14 protein-coding genes are annotated in these 22478 nt (G+C 48.6%); 9 read left to right on the top strand and 5 right to left on the bottom strand.

Annotation, left to right across the window (positions count from 1 at the left end; all coding sequences use genetic code 11):
• Positions 1–1108, top strand: a 1108-nt coding sequence (locus AC06L3_RS02665) for a PD-(D/E)XK nuclease domain-containing protein (protein WP_475669079.1), incomplete at its 5' end; no start/stop codon positions are given.
• 1008 nt (positions 1109–2116) lie between these two features.
• Here AC06L3_RS02665 and AC06L3_RS02670 read toward each other — a convergent pair.
• Both AC06L3_RS02670 and mutS read right to left on the bottom strand, forming a co-directional pair.
• Positions 2117–4867, bottom strand: a complete 2751-nt coding sequence (locus tag AC06L3_RS02670; protein WP_475669080.1) for an ABC transporter permease subunit — start codon at positions 4865–4867, stop codon at positions 2117–2119.
• Positions 4868–4876: 9 nt separating this feature from the next.
• Positions 4877–7669 (bottom strand): DNA mismatch repair protein MutS, encoded by a 2793-nt coding sequence (gene mutS, locus AC06L3_RS02675; protein WP_475669081.1) that lies wholly within the window; start codon positions 7667–7669, stop codon positions 4877–4879.
• Between the two features lie 85 nt (positions 7670–7754).
• Between mutS and AC06L3_RS02680 the strand changes: the two genes are divergently transcribed.
• Positions 7755–8948: a serine hydrolase domain-containing protein gene (locus tag AC06L3_RS02680; protein ID WP_475669082.1), complete on the top strand. Its 1194-nt coding sequence runs from the start codon at positions 7755–7757 to the stop codon at positions 8946–8948.
• A 193-nt stretch (positions 8949–9141) separates the two neighbouring features.
• Positions 9142–11493, top strand: coding sequence for a TonB-dependent receptor (locus AC06L3_RS02685; RefSeq protein WP_475669083.1), 2352 nt, complete (start codon positions 9142–9144; stop codon positions 11491–11493).
• Here AC06L3_RS02685 and AC06L3_RS02690 read toward each other — a convergent pair.
• The 3 genes from AC06L3_RS02690 to AC06L3_RS02700 all read right to left on the bottom strand — a co-directional run bounded on the left by AC06L3_RS02690 (position 11490) and on the right by AC06L3_RS02700 (position 15195).
• The gene (locus AC06L3_RS02690; protein ID WP_475669084.1) at positions 11490–13295 is read right to left on the bottom strand and encodes a DNA recombination protein RmuC; all 1806 of its coding nucleotides are present in this window, start codon (positions 13293–13295) and stop codon (positions 11490–11492) included. The two genes, AC06L3_RS02685 and AC06L3_RS02690, sit on opposite strands and share 4 nt — an antisense overlap.
• 724 nt (positions 13296–14019) lie before the next feature.
• Complete coding sequence (locus tag AC06L3_RS02695; RefSeq protein ID WP_475669085.1) at positions 14020–14748, bottom strand: PIG-L deacetylase family protein; 729 nt, start codon at positions 14746–14748, stop codon at positions 14020–14022.
• Positions 14749–14904: 156 nt separating this feature from the next.
• Complete coding sequence (locus AC06L3_RS02700; RefSeq protein ID WP_475669086.1) at positions 14905–15195, bottom strand: TIGR03905 family TSCPD domain-containing protein; 291 nt, start codon at positions 15193–15195, stop codon at positions 14905–14907.
• 356 nt (positions 15196–15551) lie between these two features.
• Between AC06L3_RS02700 and AC06L3_RS02705 the strand changes: the two genes are divergently transcribed.
• The 6 genes from AC06L3_RS02705 to AC06L3_RS02730 all read left to right on the top strand — a co-directional run bounded on the left by AC06L3_RS02705 (position 15552) and on the right by AC06L3_RS02730 (position 22476).
• Positions 15552–15974 (top strand): hypothetical protein, encoded by a 423-nt coding sequence (locus tag AC06L3_RS02705; RefSeq protein ID WP_475669087.1) that lies wholly within the window; start codon positions 15552–15554, stop codon positions 15972–15974.
• Complete coding sequence (locus AC06L3_RS02710) at positions 15971–16447, top strand: RNA polymerase sigma factor (protein WP_475669088.1); 477 nt, start codon at positions 15971–15973, stop codon at positions 16445–16447. Before AC06L3_RS02705 ends, AC06L3_RS02710 begins: the two co-directional genes overlap by 4 nt.
• Positions 16444–16839, top strand: coding sequence for a hypothetical protein (locus AC06L3_RS02715; protein ID WP_475669089.1), 396 nt, complete (start codon positions 16444–16446; stop codon positions 16837–16839). The genes AC06L3_RS02710 and AC06L3_RS02715 overlap by 4 nt, the downstream gene beginning before the upstream one ends.
• A gap of 78 nt (positions 16840–16917) precedes the next feature.
• Positions 16918–17280: a fluoride efflux transporter FluC gene (locus AC06L3_RS02720; RefSeq protein WP_475669090.1), complete on the top strand. Its 363-nt coding sequence runs from the start codon at positions 16918–16920 to the stop codon at positions 17278–17280.
• Between the two features lie 688 nt (positions 17281–17968).
• Positions 17969–19396, top strand: a complete 1428-nt coding sequence (locus AC06L3_RS02725; protein WP_475669091.1) for a glycosyltransferase — start codon at positions 17969–17971, stop codon at positions 19394–19396.
• Between the two features lie 212 nt (positions 19397–19608).
• The gene (locus AC06L3_RS02730; RefSeq protein WP_475669092.1) at positions 19609–22476 is read left to right on the top strand and encodes a YfhO family protein; all 2868 of its coding nucleotides are present in this window, start codon (positions 19609–19611) and stop codon (positions 22474–22476) included.
• The last annotated feature ends 2 nt before the right edge of the window (positions 22477–22478 follow it).

The raw sequence follows: 22478 nt of genomic DNA on the forward strand, positions 1-22478 counted from the left end.
CCCAACAGGCACCGACCTGTTCAACGAAGTTCAGTCCTTGCATCAGGAGTTCTATATTACGTGCAAGCTTTGCTCCGAATACCTGCGCTTCGTATTCATAACAGGCATTACAAAGTTCAGCCACGTGAGCATATTCAGCGAGCTCAACAACCTACAGAACATATCACTCAACGAGGACTACGCAACACTCTGCGGAATAACCGAGACTGAAATCCACCGGACATTCGACAACGACATTGAGAACCTTGCACTCCACAACGGAATGACCAAGGAGGAAATGTATGATACACTGCGATGGAAGTACGACGGATTCTGCTTCAGCCGCAGTCTCAAAGGAGTTTACAACCCATACAGCCTCATGCTGACCTTCGCCTGCAAGGAACTGCGCAACAACTGGTTCGGCTCTGCAACTCCATCTTTCCTCTTTGAGAGGATGAAAGGCTTCAGAACAGACATAATGAAGCTCAACAGGACCGAAATGATGCCTGACACGGCCTTTGACATATCCATACACGAAATGGACACCGCACTGCCACTGCTATACCAGTCTGGATACCTCACAATAAAAGGCTATGATTCGATGGCTCGCGGATATGTGCTCGGCATACCGAACGAAGAGGTAAGGGAGGGCTTGTTCGGTAATTTCCTCAAGATGCTCACACCTCTGAACACAGACCAGAGAATGAATATGGTGGCGGCAATGAACAGGGCCCTGCGCAGAGGCAATGTGGATGCGGCAATGAAGGCCCTGCAGTCATTCCTCGCCGGCGTGCCTTACATGTACGAGGGTAGGGAGATTCTTGAAGACCTTGAGAAGCTTGAGGCGCTCCACCAGCGTGACCTCTACATCCTGTTCAACGGAATGGGCCTGAATCTTGAGACCGAGGTGAAGCAGGCAAAGGGCAGGGTTGACATGGTAGTCTGGCTGCCAGATGCAATATACATATTCGAGTTCAAGATGAGAGGAACGGCAAGCTCTGCCCTTGCCCAGATAGAGAAGAACCTCTACGACGCCCCATACATGGCTGACCCGAGACCGAAAGTCAAGGTAGGCGTGCGCTTCACCTGCGCAAAACACACCATAACCAGCTGGAAAATTGCAAGGTAATCGGTCACACGTGAAACCCTGTGTTCAGTTCAGGCAAGTGGCAGAATGCCAGAGTACCTGAGTACAAGGCGCAGCATAAACCGAAAATCACCGTCCACACCTGAATGCACCACACCACACTCTGACGATGGTGAGCGTGGACGATGAGGCAAAATTGCCTCACCCTCCACGCCAATCAGCCTCACAAGACCATTCAAGCCAAGTGAGCGTGGAAGGTGATTTTTTGGATTAACGGATAGTTCACGCTGAACATCATTACCTTCACTACCCGAAAAAGACCTGTCCATGGGAACCTTGCCGGAGAGCATTCCTGCAAGGTTCCGGTGGACAGGTGTGCCCATTCGGGTGAGACCTGTCCAATAGTCCGCTGCCATAGCGCATTCTTGACGGACTTGTATGGACAGATGTTTTTCATGTTCGCAGATTCACGCATCCGCCTCACTCTGAAACGCTGCTGATTAGCCTCCGGACGGCGAAGGTCAAACCGCCATGCGACAGGCGCCGGGCTTGCCGCTTTGGGACTTGCGTCCCTTAGCGGCATTATTCTGAGACAGCCCGCACTGAGTGGCCGTATCTCCGGTCGATGTAGCTCCAGTTGGCCCTTGCGGCATCGTCACTTAACTCAAGCCTTGTCCTGTTGTCTGTGGTGCCGCCCTGATTCTGATTGTACTTGGAGAAGCTGTCTCCAGTATTGTCATTGCAGTATTTCAGGTTCGCCCACGTGTATTCGCTCTTGGGGCTCGTCTCGCCCCAGGCAAAGTAATAACCGTATCCTTCCGGACTCGTGGCCGTTGATCTTTACACTGGAACTTGTTCCGGAGCTGGATACGGTGTCTGTATTATCAATGGCAACCGGCCCCGGCTTCCACGGGCGCCACAGGAAAAGGCCCGCAACAAGCATTGCGGCAACCATACATGATTTCCTTGAACAAAGGTAACTCTCATTCAACCAACACGCAACAGAGTCAGACACTTATTTGACGAAAGGGCGGGATTATTTGACGAAATCTAGCATTTCTTCAAAACCAATTTGAGTATCGTATGCTCATCCTTTTCGGACAGTTCAAAGCTTGAACTTATGCCGTGGAGAATTGAATTTGAGATATGGTTGTCATCCGTATCGAACAGAACAGGCAGCACTTCCTTTGGCACGCTTACAGAAACGCCTAGCTCCATGGTCTTCTCAGAATACGACACTTTGATTTCCGTGCCCACAGGCGCACCCATTATACCAAGGGATTCCTCAACGGCCAGCTGCAGATTGGTTATGGTCTGATATGACATATTGTATTTCTCGGCAAATACAACCAGTGCGCCCATCATTCCATAGTAATCATAATCCGCTATCTTTATCCTGTAATTGAACTCCCTTATCTGATTTATGAACATCTTGGTGAGTTCCTTCTGAGGATGGTCAAACAGTTCTGCAGGACTGTTTTCTTCATAGATATGTCCTTCTGCCATGAAGAATACACGAGTGCTGACCTCGCGGGCAAAACGCATTTCATGGGTTACAACAAGCATTGTCATTCCCTGCTTTGCCAGCAGACGCATTACAGCCAGAACCTCGCTCACCATTGTAGGATCCAGAGCCGATGTAGGCTCATCGAACAGAAGAATCTCGGGCTCCATGGCCAGAGCGCGGGCAATAGCTATACGTTGTTTCTGTCCACCGGACAACTGAGCAGGATAAGCACTGGCCTTCTCTGCAAGACCAACGAGCTTGAGCAGTTCCATTGCCCTGGCCTGGGCCTGGGAAGGAGTCTTTCCAAGCAATTTCACAGGAGCCAGAGTAATGTTGTCAATCACGCTCATACCATCAAAGAGGTTGAACGACTGGAACACCATACCCATCTTGCGGCGCAACATAGGCACATTGGCATAACGTGAAAGAATATCCTTGCCCCCGACCAAAACGCTGCCGCCCGTAGGCTTGCCCAGCAGGTTCAAGCAACGCAGGAATGTACTCTTTCCCGTTCCGGAAGGACCTATGATGGATATTACCTCACCCTTTCTTATTTCGGCATCAATGCCGTCAAGCACAACCAGCCCTTCCTCGAAAGATTTCTCAAGCCCGGATATGCTTATAAGCACGTCTCCTTTCTCCAGCTCTTTCTGATTCCCGGCACCTTCGGCCATATATTCGGCAACTTTCCTGCGGAAGGCGGCCTTCTTCCTGTATGATATCACAATATACAACGCAATCACCGCCATCAGGGCAAGGAGGAAGGTGTAATGCGCAGTTCCGAGCGTTCCGGTACCATAATAGCTTGATTCAAGCAGCACAATTGATGCATAACTATCGTAGTAGATATCGGAGAAATCTATCTTCTCGGTGCGCTCAGGGGTAATGATAAGGTCACTTACTGCCAAATCCACCCTTCCGGTAACCAGATCCGGAATCAGGCCCTGGAAGGTGGTGACCTCAAGCTTGAGTGGCCTATTCAAGTACTTGGCAAAGCGCATTCCAAGCTCAATGTCAAAGCCCACATATTCCTTGCCGCGCACTGTATTCATAGGAGTCTGCGTACCGGTAATGGCCATTTTCAACGGCTCCCCGCTTGAAGGCAGATACAGATCCGGCATTTTCACGGTATCAATGTCACACTCTATCCACCTGTGAATCATTTCCTTATACACCGGCGATGGTCTCAGTTCCTTGAGGAACTGGTTGAACTTGTCTTTCAAAGGAGAACCTTTAGGGAATCCGGCACCCATTGCGGCCGTGAACAACGAATCCATTTCCATAAGGGAAGGATTCTCCCTCACGACATACTTGGTTTGAACGTCAAGTGCAATCAGCGCAGTAGCCTTTCCGGAAAGGACGAACTCCGCCGCTTCGGAAATATTCTTGATCCTGTTGACCTTTGCATTCGGATATCTCTTTGAATACTCTATGTCATAGATTGAACCCTCCATAACAGCCACGCTGCCATGGTCAGCAATATCCTCAATTGAAGTGAACCGCCCTGAACCATCATTATCATCTCCCACCGGCGATGGCTCCGCTGAACCGCCTGCACAGCATATCACACTTAAGGCCAGCGCAATGCCTGCAAACGCAGGAAGCACGCTCATTGATTTCTTCCTGCTCAGGAAATCAAGCAGGAGGCCTATGAGCCACGCCAGAACGAAGTATAATATTGCAACGATTATGAGCGGAAAGAAAGCATCGAAAGTTCTGGAACGTATGAGGTCGGACGCCTTGGTCATATCCATTATTGCAATGTAGCCCACGATTGACGTGCTTTTGAGCAGGCTTATGAGTTCGCCGTGATACACAGGCATTATGTTCCTTATAACCTGCGGGAACACTATGTAGAAGAAGGTCTGCCTGCCCGTGAAACCAAGGGAGAGGCCGGCCTCCGTCTGACCTTTGTCAATGCCTTCTATGCCTGAACGGAGCATTTCGCAGATATATGCCGAAGCGTTCAATGAGAAAGTGATGATTGCAACTGTAATTGCGGACTCTATCACAGGTGCCAGAACAACGTAATACATTATCATGAGCAGCACCAGAACAGGCGTTCCGCGCATAAGGTCAACATACACCTTTGCAATCCTGCGCACAGCAGCGTTTCCCTTCATTTTCATCCAGCATACAAGACCTCCGAGCATTGTTCCGAAAATTGCCGCAAAAACGGTTATGAGCACGGTTGTCCACAGGCCCTCGAGGATAAGCATGTACCTGTCCTCAACAATCATATTCTTCACGAAAGCATCGGCAATCTGATGCCAGAACAATATACTGTTTATCATAAGCTATTTTCAGTTTTTATCAAGTCCCATCTTGCGGCGCAGATCAACTATGGTCTGGAAAGCCTGCAGAGGTGAAAGATTGTTTATGTCAAGATTTTCAAGCGCGCGCTTGATGTCAACAAGCAGCGGGTCATCCAACTGGTATAACGAGAGCTGCATTCCGCTGTCCTGTTTCTTTGCACTGCGCCCGCTTTTCTTTAAGTTCTGTATTCCTGTTGAGCTGTTGCTACAAGCGTCATGAACGTTATGCGCAGACTGAGTACCATTACTGCCTGCAGCATCATTGTCAGCAACTGCCTCAGCGCAGGAAGTTGCTTCCTCGTTCTGCGCTGACATTCCATACATTGTAAAATTGCGCTGGGATTCAAGCTCGTTGAGCTTGTTGTTGGCGGCCAGAAGCACCTGTGCAGGCATTCCGGCAATTGAAGCAACGTGTATTCCAAAGCTGTGAGCAACACCGCCGGGGGTAAGTTTCCGCAGGAAAATGATTTTCTCCTTGTCTTCCTTTACAGCAATGTTGTAGTTCTTCACGCGCGGATATATCTTCTCAAGTTCGTTGAGCTCGTGGTAATGTGTGGCAAAAAGAGTCTTTGCGCCCTTTCCCCACTCGTGCAGATACTCAACAATGGCCCAGGCTATTGACATACCGTCAAAGGTGCTTGTGCCCCGGCCTATTTCATCAAAAAGTACGAGTGACCTTTCTGAAAGATTGTGAAGTATGGTTGATGATTCCATCATCTCAACCATGAACGTTGATTCTCCAAGAGACAGATTGTCCGAAGCCCCCACCCTTGTGAAAATCTTGTCAACAATTCCTATATGCGCCTCACTTGCAGGAACGAAACAGCCTGTCTGGGCCATGAGCACAATGAGCGCTGTCTGACGCAGCAGAGCGGACTTGCCGCTCATGTTAGGGCCTGTGAGAATCATTATCTGCAAACCGCTGTTGCTCAGTTCCAGTGAATTGGCAACATATTCCTCGCCCACAGGGAGGAATTTCTCTATTACAGGATGACGGCCGTCCTTTATTGCAAGTTCAAGAGAATCGTCCATCTGCGGACGGCAGTAGTTGTTCTGTTTTGCGAGCAGGGCAAAGCTGCTCAGAACATCAACTCTGGCCGCAATTGCGCTGTTGCGCTGGATTGATGCAACCTGCTCCTGAATCCTGCGCACAAGGAGCGCATATTCCTGCTGCTCAAGAACCAGTATCCTGTCCTGGGCGGTAACTATCTTTTCTTCAAAATCCTTGAGTTCCTGTGTTATGTATCTCTCAGCACCAACAAGCGTCTGCTTTCTTATCCACTCCGGCGGAACATTCTCCTTGTATGTGTTACGGACTTCAAGATAATAACCGAACACATTGTTGTATCCTACCTTGAGTGAACTTATGCCTGTACGCTGAGCCTCGCTTTCCTGCAGATTCTGCAACCAGGCGCGGCTGTCCCTTGCTATTGAGCGCAACTCATCAAGTTCCGCATTCACGCCCGAGGCTATTATGTCACCTTTCCCGAATGCCGATGCAGGCTCCTGGCAAAGCGTTCCGCTGATTGCCTCCCTCAACTCCAGCTGCTCATCAATGCTCTCACCGAGTTCTCGCAGATGTTCTCCGCTGCTTTCAGCTCCGCAGTTCACAAGGAGCCGCTTGAGCGGTGTGAACTTCTCCAGCGCGCGGCCAAGTGAGGCAGCCTCCTTTGGAACCAGCCTTCCAACGGCGCTGCGGGCAATCATTCTCTCAAGGTCTCCCATCTGGGATATCAGTTCCATTGCTGAATCCATCGCTGTGGAAGAATTGTAGAAACATTCCACGCTGCTGTGTCTGCGCTTGAGTTCCGCAAGGTCCTTGATAGGGAGCTGCAGCCAGTTGCGCAGCAGGCGGGCACCCATGGGAGAGGATGTCCTGTCCATGATATCAATCAGTGCGCTGCCATTGCGGCCCGAACTGGTACTGAAAAGCTCAAGATTGCGTATGGTGAAGGCATCCATCCAGACGTGGTCTCCCCGGTCTATGCGGGAAATCGAGCTGATCTGGGGTGTGGATGCGTTGTAATTGTTATCGAGGTAGAAAAGTATCGCCCCTGCGGAGCCTGTTGCCAGTGGAAAATCCTCAATACCAAAGCCTTTCAGGGAATTGGTGTTGAACTGCTTGAGCAGGCGGTCCCTGCCTCCCTGGGCGGCGAAAGCCCACTCGTCCATTCTGGTGATATAGTAGTCCGTGCCGAAAAGACCTGTGAAATCGTTCATCTGGTCTCTGCAGACAAGTATCTCCTTTGGATCCATGGCTCCGAGCAGTATCTTTATATAGTCCGCACTGCCTTCGGTGGCCTTGAAAGTGCCGGTTGAAACATCAAGGAAGGCGGCGCCGAGCTTTGGCGAACCTGACGCCTTGGGTCTTGTGATTGTTACAGCACAGAGATAGTTGTTCTCCTTCTGCTCCAGAACCCTGTCGGAGTATGAAATTCCGGGAGTGACAAGGTCGGTTACGCCTCTCTTCACCAGCTTTTTGGCAAGAGCCGGATCTTCAAGCTGGTCACATATTGCAACCTTGTAGCCGCTCTGAATGAGTTTCGGGAGGTATGTGTCAATGGCGTGGTGCGGGAATCCGGCAAGAGGCACGTCGGTACCCTGGCTTTTCCCTCGCTTGGTAAGCACAATGCCCAGAACCTTGCTTGCAACAAGAGCGTCCTCATGGAATGTTTCATAGAAATCACCCACCCTGAAAAGAATGACAGCATCCGGGTGCTGAGCCTTCACAGCATTGTACTGCTGCATCAAAGGAGTTTCCTGTGCCTGTTTCTGAGCCATGTATCCTACGCCATTTTACTGATATACATTTGCAAAAATAAGCTTTTTTATCCTTATATTTGGAAAAAATACCAATCACATATCTATGAAAAATATTTTTAGAAAAGCTGCGCTGTGCCTTGCAGGCGCGGCATTCATTGCAGGAGCTGTTTCCTGCACGAACACTGAGGCAAAGATTGAAAAAGAGCTTCAGACTGTAATGGACGTTAACAAATGCGTTGGCCTGGCAGTTGTTGTTGTAAAGGACAACAAGGTAATTTACGAGAAGGCACTTGGTCTCAAGGATATGGAGAACAATGTTCCTCTTGATCTCGACGGTCTTTTCAGAATCGCTTCCATCTCAAAACAGTTCACTGCAACATCGCTCATGCAGCAGATAGAGCAGGGCAAGCTCACACTCGACACAGACGTTTCAGAAATCCTCGGTTTCCCTATCAGGAACCCTAAATACCCGGACATTCCAATTACCGTGAGAATGCTCCTGAGCCATTCTTCAAGCATGAGCGATGCAAACGGTTATTACACGCTCAACAGACTCAATCCTGATTCCTGCGCAACCGCAGACCAGGCCTGGAATGACTGGAAACCGGGCAGCAAATACGAGTACTGCAACCTTGGTTTCAACACACTGGGCGCTGTCCTTGAAAAAGTGAGCGGTGAAAGATTCGATGAATATGTTCCTAACCACATTCTCAAGCCTCTTGGAATCTACGGCGGTTACAATGTAAACAATCTTGACTCAACAAAGTTCGTAAGGATATATGAGTGGCAGAGCTCTGATTCCACCTACAAATGGTCACCTGAGGCATACGCTCCAAGAACAGAGGAGATTGCAAACTATCAGTTCGGATATTCAACTCCTGTATTCTCTCCAACAGGCGGCATGAAGATAAGCCCTAGGAATCTTGCAAAGATCATGAAAATGCATATGAACTACGGCAAGGGCTTCCTTGAGAACGAAGACGGAACGGAAACAGAAGTGAGAATCATTGACTCGCTTTCAGCAGTGCAGATGCAGACAACCACTATTTACCCGTCTGATCCGGGCGACAACGGCTATGGCTTTGCCCTCTGGCAGACCGAACAGCTTGTAGATGGTCAGTACAATATTGGTCACACAGGCAGCGCATACGGCGTATTCACATCAATGTTCTGGAACGATGCCCACAACTTTGGCGTTGTTGTAATGTGCAACGGTTGCAACGAGCGTGAGGACCGCGGCTATATGGCAATCCACCGCGAGGTTAATGGCATAATGTACAAGTACCTCAACGAATAATCAATTTAGAGGTGGTTCCGCATACATGCAGCTGGAGGCACCTGTGAGCCGGATTAATGGAACCCACCCCCTCTAAATGGCGGGGTGGGTTCTTTCATTATGCCTTGGAGAGCGTTCCAGAGCCTGTCCCTGACACCGGCTTTGGCGAAAATGATTGATCTGTACTATCTTTGTGCTTCAAGAAACAAAGTGTATGAGAAAACTGCTGTTCATATTGCTGGGTGTGCTGTTCTGCCAGATGCCGCTGCAGGCACAGAGCGGGATGCAGATAAGGCCGCTGGCTAAGGCAAGCATAAAGGGTATTGTGGTGGAAGAGGACGGAAGCCCTGTGATGTACGCTTCTGTTGTTGCCATCGCCGGTGGAAAAGTGCTTGGGGGAGTCATGACCGACACCACAGGTGCTTTCAAAATGGATATAGGGAAGGTGGGGAAATGCAGCTTGAAGATAAGTTCCATAGGGTACAACGATGTTTCCAGGGAAATTGACTGCTCTTCAGGCGGAACACTGGACCTTGGCAGGATTGTTATGTCACTGAATACGCTTGCACTGAACGGTGTGGTGGTAAGTGCCGAGGCGGCTTCCAGAAGCGTATCTGTGGAAAAGACCAGGATAAGTCCGCAGTCAAGCGCCAGTGCTGCAACGGGCTCTGTGCTGGAAGTCATAAGGGGTAGTTCATCGGTGAGCGTTGACGGCAACGACAATGTCTCAATTCGGGGAAATAGCAATGTGCTAATACTTGTTGACGGTGTACCAACAACGCTGGGAGGATTGGGCAGCATTCCTGTAGCAAACGTTCAGAGCATAGACATAATAACGAGTCCTGATGTGAAATACGATTCCGAAGGAACCGGCGGCATAATAAGCATAGTCTCCAAAAAACAGCTTGCAAATGCCTTCACCTCAATGGCATCTTTCAATTACGGCTTCAACAATTTCCTTAACGGGAATCTGGCTCTGGCATACAATGAGGGCCGCTGGGGCTTCAGGTTCAATTTCAATGGCAGATATGAGCGTGATGAGATTGAAAGCGAACTTCATAGAAGGATAAAACAGAGCGGAAGGGTGGTTGACCAGATAATTGAGGCCACCAAGAAAACAGCGAACTACAACATTGGTGCGAACATAAGTTTCAAGGCCACGGAAAGGGATATTCTTACCCTGGATTTCAAGGCCATTTATCCCAGACTGAACAATTTCCAGGATTTCAACAGATTCCGCCAGACCGACATCACTTTCAACCGTGAGACATACGAGGGGTCTCTCTCCTGGCGGCATATCATTGTTCCGGAAAAGAAGGAACTGAATCTTTCAGCTTCTATTTCCTCAATCACGGGCCACCGCCCTTCATACTATTACCAGGAAGGCAGCATGGTACAGAAATCCGTTTCGGGAGGACATCCTTTCAACAGTTCGCTGCAGGCGGACTATATGACAGTCCTGGGGAAGGGCAGGTTTGAAACCGGTGTGAAAATGACCTACCGCCAGAACAATATTGACCACAAGATGTACGAATACAACCCACAGACAGGTGAGTGGGAGCTGTCAATTCCATTGAGCAACGACCTCAAACACCGCGAGTACATTCCTGCGGCCTATGCAATGTATTCATCGAAACTGTCAAAGAAACTTTCCCTCAAGGCAGGCTTGAGATTCGAATACAGCTACGTTACCCTGCACAACAACAAGGACAAACTGGATGACCACAGTGACTGCTTCTTCCTTGCTCCGAACCTGGTTTTCAACTGGAAGATTTCCGCACCTTGGTCTATGACCTTCGCCCTGTCGAGAAGAATCTCCAGACCAACATATCCGCAGCTGAATCCGTACATCAATCTTATTGACAATCAGACATACGAGACCGGCAATGTGAACCTGAGCCCCGAAAAGGCCAACAAACTTGACATAGGCTACAGCTTTGCGGGCGGAAAGGTGCTCATAAACGGAAACGCATATCTGAACTGCACGCAGGATTATATAAACCAGCACGCCTATCTGGAGAACGATATCCTGATTTTCACTTACATGAACGACGATTACTTCCTGAGTGCCGGAATCGATCACAATTTCAAGTTCACGCTCCTTAAATGGTTCTCACTTGATCTTGCAAGCAATACATATTTCGTAAAATCTCAGGGCTGTTTCAAAGGAGCGGAAATCAGGAACTCAGGCTGGGTGAACAACAGCAATGTAGGTTTGAATTTCAAGCCGGTGAAAGGAATGAGCCTGCAGGCCCAGTATTTCCTGACCACGCCCCAGTACCTTCCACAGTTCACAACATCCAGGATTCACTACTGCAACATAAGCGTAAAGCAGTCTTTCCTGAAGAACTCACTTACGGTCTCAGCCCTTCTCACGGATGTTTTCAATACACGGCGATGGGACATTCACTCCAACAATAATATCTATTCTCTTGAAAACAGCAGCCGTAACCTCAGCCGCATGTTCTGGATAGGAATAAGCTGGAACTTCAATTCCTTCAAGCCGCTGAAGAACGCCGCACGAAAACAGGAGGAAGATCGCAGCGTGATAAGACTGGGAGACTAATCCTCAGGAAGTTCGGCCGCTGAGGCCTTCGGAAGTTCCTTGCCGGATGAGAGTGCAACGCCGCAGCCCAGAACCTCATTGGCGGCACGGACTATGCTCTGCTTACCTGTCACGAGTCTTGAAGTGTTTGTCTTGAAATCGTTCACCACCTTTTCCAGAGATGCCTCGAGCTTTGCGTTCTCTGTACAGAAAATGGCCACGCGGTCCAGCATCTTGCGGGCTCCTTCCATAATGTCCTTCACATTGTCCATGGTCTTTTTCTGAATCCAGGCGCTGCGTATCAGGCGGAGGAAAGGAAGCAGCGTCTCTTCCGTTGTAATGAGCACGTTCTTCTCGAACGCTTCCTTGAAGATGTTAGGATTCTCCTGTTTTGCAAGCTGATACGCTCCGTAATTAGGAATGAACATTATTACATAGTCCAGAGTCTTGCGGCCCTTTACATAGCGCTGATATTCCTTGCCGTTGAGCTCTGCAATGTGATTGAGCACAGACTCAAGATTCCTGCGTGAGGCATCTTTCCTTGCCTCCTCGGTTTCTGCCGCAAAATAATCCGCAAGTGCGGTGAGCGATACTTTTGAATCAACCAGTATGTCCGTATTATCAGGGAAATGAAGCGCAAAGTCAGGGCGCATGCGCTTGCCGCTCTCCTCGTTCACAATTATATTGCCCTTTGCATCGCGCAGATAAAACTCGGCCTCATAGTCCCGGCCTTCCTCCAGCCCCTCCTGCTTGAGAATGTTCGCAAGAATTGTTTCACCAAAGATACCTTGCATCTTGTTCCTGCCCTTGAGCGCACTGGCAAGATTTGCCGCCTGAGTGTTTATCTTCTCGGTCTGTGAGCGCAGATTGTTCACCGTTTCCTCGAACTTGGTCTTTATGGCCGTGCTCTCCTCGGTATGCGCTTTCATCTGAGCCTCAACCTTCTCCCTCATTGCATTGATATCCTTGTTGAGCTCCCCTGTGATATTGCGCATTGTCGCCTCAGCCTCCTTCTTCAGGGACTCCTCCCTCTCCTTCATCAGCTTCTCATTCTGCAGAGCCATCTCATTTTTGGTTACCTCGATAGTCCTGGCCTGGCTCTCCTTCAGCTCCGCTATTGTTGCCTCATAGTTCTTCCTCTGCTCCTCGGAAGCCTTGGCCTGATTCTCCTTGAACTCCCTTATGGTCTGCGCATAATTCTCATTATTCACAGCGATGGCCTTTTCATAATTCTCCTTCATCTGTGCCAGAGCCTTGGTCTGGTTATCCTTGACCTCTGCCAGTGTCTGCTCATAACTGTTTCTCTGCTCCTCCAGCAATTTCGCCTGATGTTCCTTGAGTTCCACCAAAGCCTGCTCGTATCTGCTGCGCTGCTCAACGAGTGCCTTGTCATTCTGTTCCTTGAGTTCGGATACCAGCTTCGTGTTCTGCTCGCTGAGTTCCTGCAGCTTGCGCTCGTATGCCTCCTTCTGCTGCGCCAATGCCTTCTCGTATGAGTCTTTCTGTTCAGACTTGGATTCTGAAACCATCGCCAGTGAAGAATCCCTGGCCTTGAGTTCCAAGTCCTTGGAGGCCAGTTCAAAACTCTGGGCATTCAATTTCTGTTCATAAGCATCCTTCTGCTCAATCAGCGCATGCTCGCCTGCACTTTTCAAACTGCCGAGTTCATTTTCGTAAGAAGACTTCTGCTGTGCAAGCCTCTGCTCATACTCGCCGCTTAATTCACCATCACGTTTCTCGGCTTTAAGTCCTTCTATTCTGTGCGTAACAAACCATACCAGCGCTACCAGCAGAATAAACACAACAACTATTACATATTCCATAAAAGCTTTATCTTTAGTTTTTATCTGTTCACAACATTCGTTCAGCCAGCACAGCTTGGTCATCTTTTCTGCCTGAAACGCCCTGCTTTCACTCGTTCCGTACAGGATTGGACGTTTTTCTGTACGAAACACCTGGTTTTGCCCGCTCCGTACAGGATTGGCCGTTTTTCTGTACAGAACGCCGGGGGGTTGGCAATCCGCTTGGGGGCGTCAGGCACTTCATTCGGTCACGTTTTGCTTTAAACCAGCAATTTTCAGTTCAATGCTGTGCAAAAATGCCTTTTTTGCCCATTTTGCAACCATTTTCAGCCCTCCGCTGTGCAAAAACGCCTTATTTGCACATTTGACAACTGCACCGCTCCCGGGCTATACCGAACTTGCTGCTACCAGCAACCCTTCGCTATCTTGCCGCATGTTTTCGCTTTCCAGCAAGTTCGCACCCTCCGCTAGGCCGCTGATGCGGTTTTTCTTTTATTGGGGCTCCGCCCCAAACCCTGCTGCACCGCTCCCGGGCTATACCGAACTTGCTGCTACCAGCAACCCTTCGCTATCTTGCCGCATGTTTTCGCTTTCCAGCAAGTTCGCACCCTCCGCTAGGCCGCTGATGCGGCCTTGTTATCAGTGCCTTCGGCCACATTATCGCTCCAATCGTGGCTATTTGTCACTTTTTGCCTGAGTTTGGGTGCATTTTGCGGAAAAATATGACCGGTTGAAGGATGAGGCGTTAGCGGTCAAGTATCTCGCTGCTGTTCCAACGCTGCTTGATGAATGCCTCGGCGTGGTGGCACTGGAACTCACGGCCGCGAAGCACATCAATCACCTGATGCCATTTGTCAACGTTGGCGGCAGTGCCCTGGGAAACGTGGCACTTGTAAGCCTCGCGCTTTTTCTCAACGGTGCTGTCAATGTTCACATAGATTGTTGGTGTGAACATCTGGGTCTGCATACCGGTCATGACCTCGCCATAGTACAAATCAAAGCTGTGACCTAGCAACCTCCAGGCATCATAAACCAAAATCGAGCAATTCCTGTGGTCCCTGTGGGCATCTATTGGCCAATGGGTGAACACTACATCAGGTTTCTCACGTGCAATGAGCTCACGCATTTCATCGTAGCGCGCCTTGTTGATTTCAGACTTGCCATCCACCTGTGTCATGAACACAGGCCTGATTCCCATGACTTCACAGGACTTCAAGGCCTCCTTTGTACGTATTGCAGCTGTTTCCTCGGCGCTCTTGCCCTCAATGCCGCCCTCACCTCTTGTGAAATAAACGCACACAACCTCGCAGCCCTGTTCCTTAAGCAGGAGCATTGTGCCCGCACACATTGATTCCGGATCATCCGGGTGTGCACCAATCACCAGCGCCTTTTTATATTTACCAACTATAGGCTCCTGTGCGAACATAAGTGAAACGCACGCCATCATCATAATAACAGCAAACAATTTTTTCATACTAACTCAAGTTTCGCAAGCATTTAATTTGTTATTTTTCAGGAACTTGCGGAAGACTTGCGAAACTTCTTCCCACCGCACTTTCCTGATGTTTTACAACAGAGAGGGACTTTTTCATCGGCATAAATACCTCTAAAACAGGCGCTTCGCATGAAATCATAGCAGCTTCTTCAGCGCCTTGGCAAACTGGTCCGGACAGCTAGTACCCTTATAATTGCAGTCAATGCCTTCCATACGTTTTATTGCCTCCTCAATCTTCATACCCACAACAAGTTGGGAAACAGCCTGGGAGTTTCCGGCACAGCCGCCGTTTACACGGGCTCCTACTATTATGCCGTCCTTTACGGCAATATCTATTGATTGTGCACAAACCAGACCGCAAGTTGCAGCAGAAACAATGCGCACACCATCTTTCACTTCATCATAAACTATTCTTACATCGTTCATATTCAAATCCTTCTTTAGTCATTCTTTAAAATATCTTAACAATCTTCATGCATCTTTCATAAACCGTACCAAATTATTCATTAACCATTCCATAAACCCTGTTCACAAACAAACAATACGTTCTGTCACATCATTCATGAGCAACTATATGAAACTTCTGAACATTGCTAACAAAAGTACACAAATAATGCCATAACAGCAATATTTGCCAAAATGACATTTACAAAAACCTGTTATCTTTACAGAACCCTTAAAAAATCAAGTTTCCGCACGTCACCTTTTGTACCTTTGACCTGTTATATATGTGAACATGTTCAAGAGCAACAGAAAGTATAACAATTAAAAAGACAAATATCATGAGCAACGAATTAGGCATACTTTGGCTTATTGGCCTTACTTGCGTACTACCTGTACTTGCTATATGGTTCAGTATGCGCAAGAAAATCAACGATACCAACAAAAGACAGGAGATCCTTATGGCTGTGCTGGAAAAAAATCCGGATATGGACGTGGAACAGTGGCTGGAGAAACTTTCTCCAAAGGAAAAACTGCTCAAGGAGAAGCTGCTCTCCAAACTCCTCTGGGGTGTAATCTGCCTGATAGCAGGTACAGCTATCATAATAGCCAATATTTATGAGTATTCTATCGTGGGTATCATATTCGGTGCAGGAGTCCTTGCAGTGGGCATTGCACTTGTTGCATGCTTCTTCGTAGGCAGGAAATTTCTGGCCAAGGAGATTGAAGCTGAAGAAAAACAGAGGATTCAAGGCAAAGCGTGACCCAAGAGCAGTTCATATCACAGGTAAAGAATCAGCAGAATGCCCTCAGAAGCTTTCTGCTGGCTCTTTGCGCCGGAAATATGGCTGACGCCGATGACATAGCGCAGGAATCTCTTGTCAAGGCATACCTTGCGATAGACAAGTATAAAGACAGCGGCCAGTTCAAGTCCTGGCTCTTCAGGATTGCGCACAACACCTTTCTCAACCATGTGGCAGCTCAAAAGCAGTATGAAAGCATTGATAAGGCCGCCTGCGTAATGGCAGCGGAATCTGCCGACAACGGATTCACGCACCAGCAATTGTATCGTGCCCTGTCCACACTGCCGCCAAAGGAAAGGTCGGCAATCACACTATACTACCTCAGCGGCTATTCCGTCAAAGATATCGCTGCAATTACGGAAAACACCGAAGACGCTGTCAGGAAACAGATGTCCAGAGGACGGGAAAAATTAAAAGCAATCATCAAACTATGACACAAGACAAGGAACTTGAAAACCTGTTCGCCTCCGCAATAACCGAATTCTCAGACAACGACCGTTTTCTGGAACAGCTGACTGCAAAAATCTCCAAGGTGGAGTATCTCAAATGCGTTCAGCATGAACAGTGGCGTCATTACAAGATGCATCTGCTTCTGGCGTTTGCATCCGGAGCCCTGAGCATGCTGCTTGCTCTTATCCTCCTTCCCCTGTTTCCATCAGACATGCAGATCATAGAGAGCATCATCCGGTTGGAAGTCAAAGTCTGTTGCCCCGGCAACGCCAAAGTTATTTCAACACTGATGATAGTTGCATTTTCCTATAGCCTTTTCTTCAGCGTCAACTCTGTACGCAGCCTGCTCGCAAACCACAAAGTCAAGGCGAATTGATGATTTGCTTAACCATCCCTGAATTTGAATAGATGATGGGAATTGCGTAGATTTGCACGCAATTCTAATAAGTGTAAAATGTTTGAAAATTTTCTGGCCGCAGGTCTGGGCGGAGCTATAGGTGCAATGCTGAGGTACGGAATATGCGTTCTTTGTCTGTATATACATTGGTCATCGTATTGGGCTACCTTTATTGTAAACGTTATTGGATCTCTCGTTCTTGGTATGCTGGTTTCAAACTGCAATCAAGGGTCTATGTATCTTTTAGCCACAGTTGGCATCTGCGGCGGTTTCACAACATTCAGCACATTTTCCGTACAGTCACTTTCACTCATCCAGGAAGGCAGATGGGGAATGGCTGCGCTCTACATTTCCGGAACCCTGATAGTATGCATCTTCTGTGCATGGCTCGGCTATATAACCGGTCAGAAATTATCGTAAACCCACATTATATGAACAGTTTGGGGTGCCAGTCCTGCTCGGAAACCGCAAACTTTCAGCAAACAAATCTTTCCAGATAAAAACAGCACCTTCCTATACCGAGCGAGAAAAATCAGGCGTTTCGTACAGGAAATGGGCAAATCCTGTACGGAGCGAGAAGAATCGGACGTTCCGTACAGAAAAAGGCGCAATCCTGTACCGAAAGAGAAGAAACGGACGTTTCGTACAAGAAAAGAGCAAATCCTGTACCGAACGGGAAAGTTCAGGCTTTCCGTACAGAAAAAGCACTGATCCTGTACGGGATGAAGATGCGAACTAGGAAAGCAATGAAAAAATAAACCATAGTGGTCTCAAACCCTCATATTGTGATGGGTTTGAGATCAGCTGGTACAACAACATAGCTGATTATCAATTAATTACAAAAGCTTGGTGAGCTCAAACCCCCGTGGCAAAAGGGGTTTGAAACCAGTTATGCCGAATGTAGCGGCAGGGCAGTGGAATATGAAAATTAGCACCCAGGAAAGGCGCTAATTTTCAGATGAACTGACCGGCGCAACCAAGCAAATAGCAGAAAACGGAGAGAACAAACCGTTTGCCATTTCAAACATTGTGAACTGATATTCCGCAATTTGCAAAATCTGGTTGAGCAGATAGGATTTCCAATTAGTAAGCCTTAACTTTGTGGGTTATGAAGAAAGTGCTGTTAATCACATATTATTGGCCGCCAACAGGAGGTTCCGGAGTTCAGCGATGGCTCAAGTTCGCCAAGTACCTGCCGGATTACGGCTGGGAGCCGATAATATACACGCCGCTCAATCCGGCGGCCGAAAGCACTGATCCTAATCTTGAAAAGGACATAAGACCAGGAACAAAGGTTCTGAAAACCAGAATTATTGAACCGTACAGCATATACAACATACTCACTGGCAGGAAAAGCAATGCGGCTGTAGGCGCAGGTGTCACCGCCAACGCAGGCAATCAAGACAAAGAATCCATAACAAAACGCATAAGCAAATGGATCAGGGGCAATGTCTTCATACCGGACCCCCGCTGCCTGTGGATAAGACCATCGGTGAAGTTCCTCACAGAATGGCTCAAGGACAATCCGGTTGACGCAATCATAAGCACAGGCCCGCCTCATTCAATGCATCTGATTGCAAGACAGGTAAGCAGGAACACAGGCATAAAATGGATTGCCGATTTCCGCGACCCATGGACCGGAATGTTCTATTTCAAGCACCTGAACCTCAGCAAGAAATCTGAGGCCAGACATAAGAAACTCGAGCAGGAGGTAATCAACAACGCCAACGGAATAATTGTTGTAACCGAGAGCATGCACAGGGATTTCAGCGCAAAAACCGGCACACCGGTACATGTGATTACTAACGGTTACGACCCCCAGGATTTCCAAGTGCCAATAACAGAAGAGCAGGAAGAGGCAAAACGTTTCTTTGAAATCACCCACACCGGCCTGATGGTTGAGAACGGCAATCCTTCAACATTATGGAAGGTACTGGGAAAAATGGCCAAGGAAGACAATGACTTCAAGAACCACCTGAGAATCAGACTGATTGGAAACACGGAAGCCTCCATCATACAGGACATACAGAACAACGGACTCGGGAGCAGTCTCATTAACCTTGGCTACATCCCGCACTCCCGGATACCCGGATGGCAGAAATGCGCCAGCGTGCTCATCCTCCCTCTGAGGAAGGAACCGGAGGCGGCAGCCATTCTCACAGGCAAGGTCTTTGAATATTTATATTCCACTGCCGATAGTAATGGAAATCATCCCGTTATAGCAGGTTTCGGTCCGGAAACAGGAGACCTTGCGCATCTGTTGAAGGACGCAGGCTGCGGAGCGGTTTATGACTGGGACAACGAAGAGGAAATAAAGAAAACCATCGCTGTAGAATATTTGAAATTCAAGGAGAGGCTGAATCCAGTAGAGAATAATCCATCTGCCGGTGAAGCATGTGAAAGCATAGGAAAAGGAAGAGACATTGGAGACGAATATGATATCAGGGATAGCCGCTCAAAGGTGGAAGCTTTCTCAAGGCCGGCGCTTACGGAGAAGCTTGCCCGGCTGCTGGAGGACACATTGAACAACAAATAAATTATCAATAGATAATTTTGCCAAAGGTGGTGCCGCAAATCGGTTTGGAAGGACGTTCTGAAGGGGTTGTATAGAACCCACTATAACGAAATGAGGGGGTGGGTTCCAAAGTTAGGCCTTGCAGGGCATACAGAGCATATTGGTGGAACCACATTTGGCAGAAACGCAAATAAACAAAGGACAGAAGCAGAGAAGCAAAAAATATGAAAAATATGTTCAGAAAAATACTACCATACATAATTGCCATTGTGGCGTTCATAGTTGTGGCATATGCCTATACACCGGAAGTGTTCAGCGGAAAAGTGGTGAACCAGTCCGATATATCGTCGTGGAAAGGAATGGCGCAGGAGATTGTTTCGTGGAACGAGTCCCACCCGGGAGAAAGGGCGCTGTGGACAAACTCCATGTTCGGAGGAATGCCGGCTACAACTATCTCCGTAATCTATCACGGAGATGCCACCCAGACTTTCTATAACTTCCTGCAGACAGGACAGAGACCGGCAAGCTATCTGCTCATATCAATGATAGGAGCATTCCTGCTCTTTCTAGCATTCGGTGTGAGCGTGCCACTTGCAGCGTTCGGAGCAATTGCCGTAAGTTTCTGCTCGTACAACATGCAGATAATCCAGGTAGGACATAACACAAAGATGATGGCCATTGCATTCATGCCCTGGGTTCTTGCAGCGGTTGTGCACGCATACAGGAACGCTCCTTTCTGGGGCAGTCTCTTCTTTGCGTTCGCACTCAGTTTCCAGATAAAGGCCAACCACCCGCAGATATCGTACTATCTGGCAATGATAATCCTTGGCTTTGCAATCTGGCAACTGTGCGGAGCCATAAAGCGGAAATCTTTCCCGAGATTCATGAAAACCAGCGCAATGCTGCTGGTTGCAGGTGCCATTGGCATTGCCTGCAATGTTAATCAGCTGTGGCCTACCTACGAATATTCAGCACACTCAATGCGCGGCGGCAGTGAACTCACAGTCACGCCACAGGACAAGGAAGCAGTCATTGCAAATGCAAAACTTGCAGCGGAGAATGAGGCAACAGACCAAATAGTGCCAGAGGCTGCGGCCACTCAAGCTGTGCAACAAACTTTAGAAGCAGATTCAGCAAACGAAACAGAAAAAAAGAGCCGCCAGGGCCTTGACCTTGAATATGCAACAAAATGGTCATACGGCATAGGCGAAACTCTGGACCTGATGATACCGAACCTGTATGGCGGAGCATCGGCAGGAGCGCTCACCAAAGACTCCGAAACTTACAAACTGCTTGTAGGCAGCGGTTATCCTCCAAAACAGGCTGAACAGATAATTCAGGCTCTGCCACTGTACTGGGGACCTCAGCCTTTCACAGCAGGCCCTATGTATATGGGTGCGCTCACCATCTTCCTCTGCATTCTTGGGTTCTTCATACTCAGAGGCGGTATCAGATGGTGGACAGGTTCCGTTGCACTCATTGCAATATTCCTCGGATGGGGATATCATTTCATGAGCGCCAGCGAACTGTTCTTCAACTATATGCCACTGTACAACAAGTTCAGAACGGTGTCAATGATTCTGGTGATTCTCCAGATTCTCATTCCTGTAATGGCTGTCCTTGCTCTGGACAAGGTTCTTTACCAGCGCAACGTTCTGAACATATCAGGTTCACACTTCAGCGGTGAAAAAGCAATGGCTGCCAATGAAAAAGCCAAAGTTGCCGCCGGCAGCAGCCAAACCGTTGCCGAAACCAGGCCGGGAACAGACAGTGATTTGAAGAAGGCCCTTCTCTGGAGCCTGGGCATCACAGGCGGCGTTTCACTCATACTGTGGCTCATACCGTCACTTGCAGGAAGCTTCTCATCTGCGGCTGACGCAAATTATCCCGATGAGCTTGCAGCAACTCTGGCAGCTGACCGCCAGTCACTCCTGAGGGCGGACGCTCTGCGCTCACTTGCTTTCATACTTCTTGGCGCAATAGCTGTATGGGGATATACAAAAGGCTGGTTCAAACGCAGTTACGCACTCGCAGCTCTCATAGTTCTTGTGCTGGTTGACCTCTGGACCATTGACAAGCGATACCTCAACTCCGAACATTTCGTCACACAGAAGGAATTCACTAACGTGCTTGAGGCACGTGCCGTTGACCAGATGATACTTCAGGACACTGACCCGGACTACAGAGTGCTTGATTTGAGCGTAAACACCTTCAACAACGCCTACACTTCATACCATCACAAGACCATAGGCGGCTACAGCCCGGCAAAGATGCAGCGGTATCAGGATATGATTGACTGGTACATCCTGCCTGAAATCAGCTCAATCACAGATGAACTCAACGGAGCAGGCACCGTGGCGCAGGCCCAGGAGCAACTTGGCTGGCATCCCGTCCTGAGCATGCTCAACACCCGCTACCTCATTGTTGGAGCCGAGAACCCTCCGCTTGTAAACCAATACGCCCTTGGCAACGCCTGGTACGTTTCAAAACTCATCCCGGCAAGGAATGCCAACGAGGAGATATCACTGCTCTCCACTATAAACCCTGCCAACATGGCGATAGTTGATTCCAGCACAATCGCCCCCGAGGACCTTGACACCTTTGTAGCTGGCAATGATTCCATTTCAAGCTGCACAACAGCAAACACTTCAGCACCTGCTGGAATCAATGTCAGCGAAACAGCCGCAGCAATCAACAGCATAGAACTCAGCGAGTATTCTCCTAACCGTCTTGTTTACACCTTCAAATCCGAATCAAGACAGCCGGCAATCTTCAGCGAGATTTACTATGCGCCAGGCTGGAGAGCTTACATTACTATGAACAGCTCAGCGGAGAACTCACAAGCGCAAGCGAATGAAAATGCTGAATCAAGTGAATATAATCAGCCGGCAGCAGGCAAGAGAACCGAAGCGGATATTTTCAGAGCGGATTATATATTGCGTGGAGTAATGGTACCCGAGGGTGAAGGACAGATTGAGTTCGTGTTCAATCCGCAATGCTTCAGCAAGGGCGAGCTTTGCTCGAAGGCAAGTTCGTGGCTGCTGATAATCCTCCTTATGGGCGCAATCAGCGTAACACTACTCAAACGCAGAAAAAACTGACA

It is taken from the genome of Candidatus Egerieousia sp., assembly GCF_056211015.1.

Coding starts and splice junctions, on each gene's coding strand:
- AC06L3_RS02695 (WP_475669085.1), bottom strand. CDS start 14,748: ATGAAAAAATTGTTTGCTGTTATTATGATGATGGCGTGCGTTTCACTT.
- AC06L3_RS02730 (WP_475669092.1), top strand. CDS start 19,609: ATGTTCAGAAAAATACTACCATACATAATTGCCATTGTGGCGTTCATA.
- AC06L3_RS02725 (WP_475669091.1), top strand. CDS start 17,969: ATGAAGAAAGTGCTGTTAATCACATATTATTGGCCGCCAACAGGAGGT.
- AC06L3_RS02705 (WP_475669087.1), top strand. CDS start 15,552: ATGAGCAACGAATTAGGCATACTTTGGCTTATTGGCCTTACTTGCGTA.
- mutS (WP_475669081.1), bottom strand. CDS start 7,669: ATGGCTCAGAAACAGGCACAGGAAACTCCTTTGATGCAGCAGTACAAT.
- AC06L3_RS02685 (WP_475669083.1), top strand. CDS start 9,142: ATGAGAAAACTGCTGTTCATATTGCTGGGTGTGCTGTTCTGCCAGATG.
- AC06L3_RS02690 (WP_475669084.1), bottom strand. CDS start 13,295: ATGGAATATGTAATAGTTGTTGTGTTTATTCTGCTGGTAGCGCTGGTA.
- AC06L3_RS02720 (WP_475669090.1), top strand. CDS start 16,918: ATGTTTGAAAATTTTCTGGCCGCAGGTCTGGGCGGAGCTATAGGTGCA.
- AC06L3_RS02670 (WP_475669080.1), bottom strand. CDS start 4,867: ATGATAAACAGTATATTGTTCTGGCATCAGATTGCCGATGCTTTCGTG.
- AC06L3_RS02715 (WP_475669089.1), top strand. CDS start 16,444: ATGACACAAGACAAGGAACTTGAAAACCTGTTCGCCTCCGCAATAACC.
- AC06L3_RS02700 (WP_475669086.1), bottom strand. CDS start 15,195: ATGAACGATGTAAGAATAGTTTATGATGAAGTGAAAGATGGTGTGCGC.
- AC06L3_RS02680 (WP_475669082.1), top strand. CDS start 7,755: ATGAAAAATATTTTTAGAAAAGCTGCGCTGTGCCTTGCAGGCGCGGCA.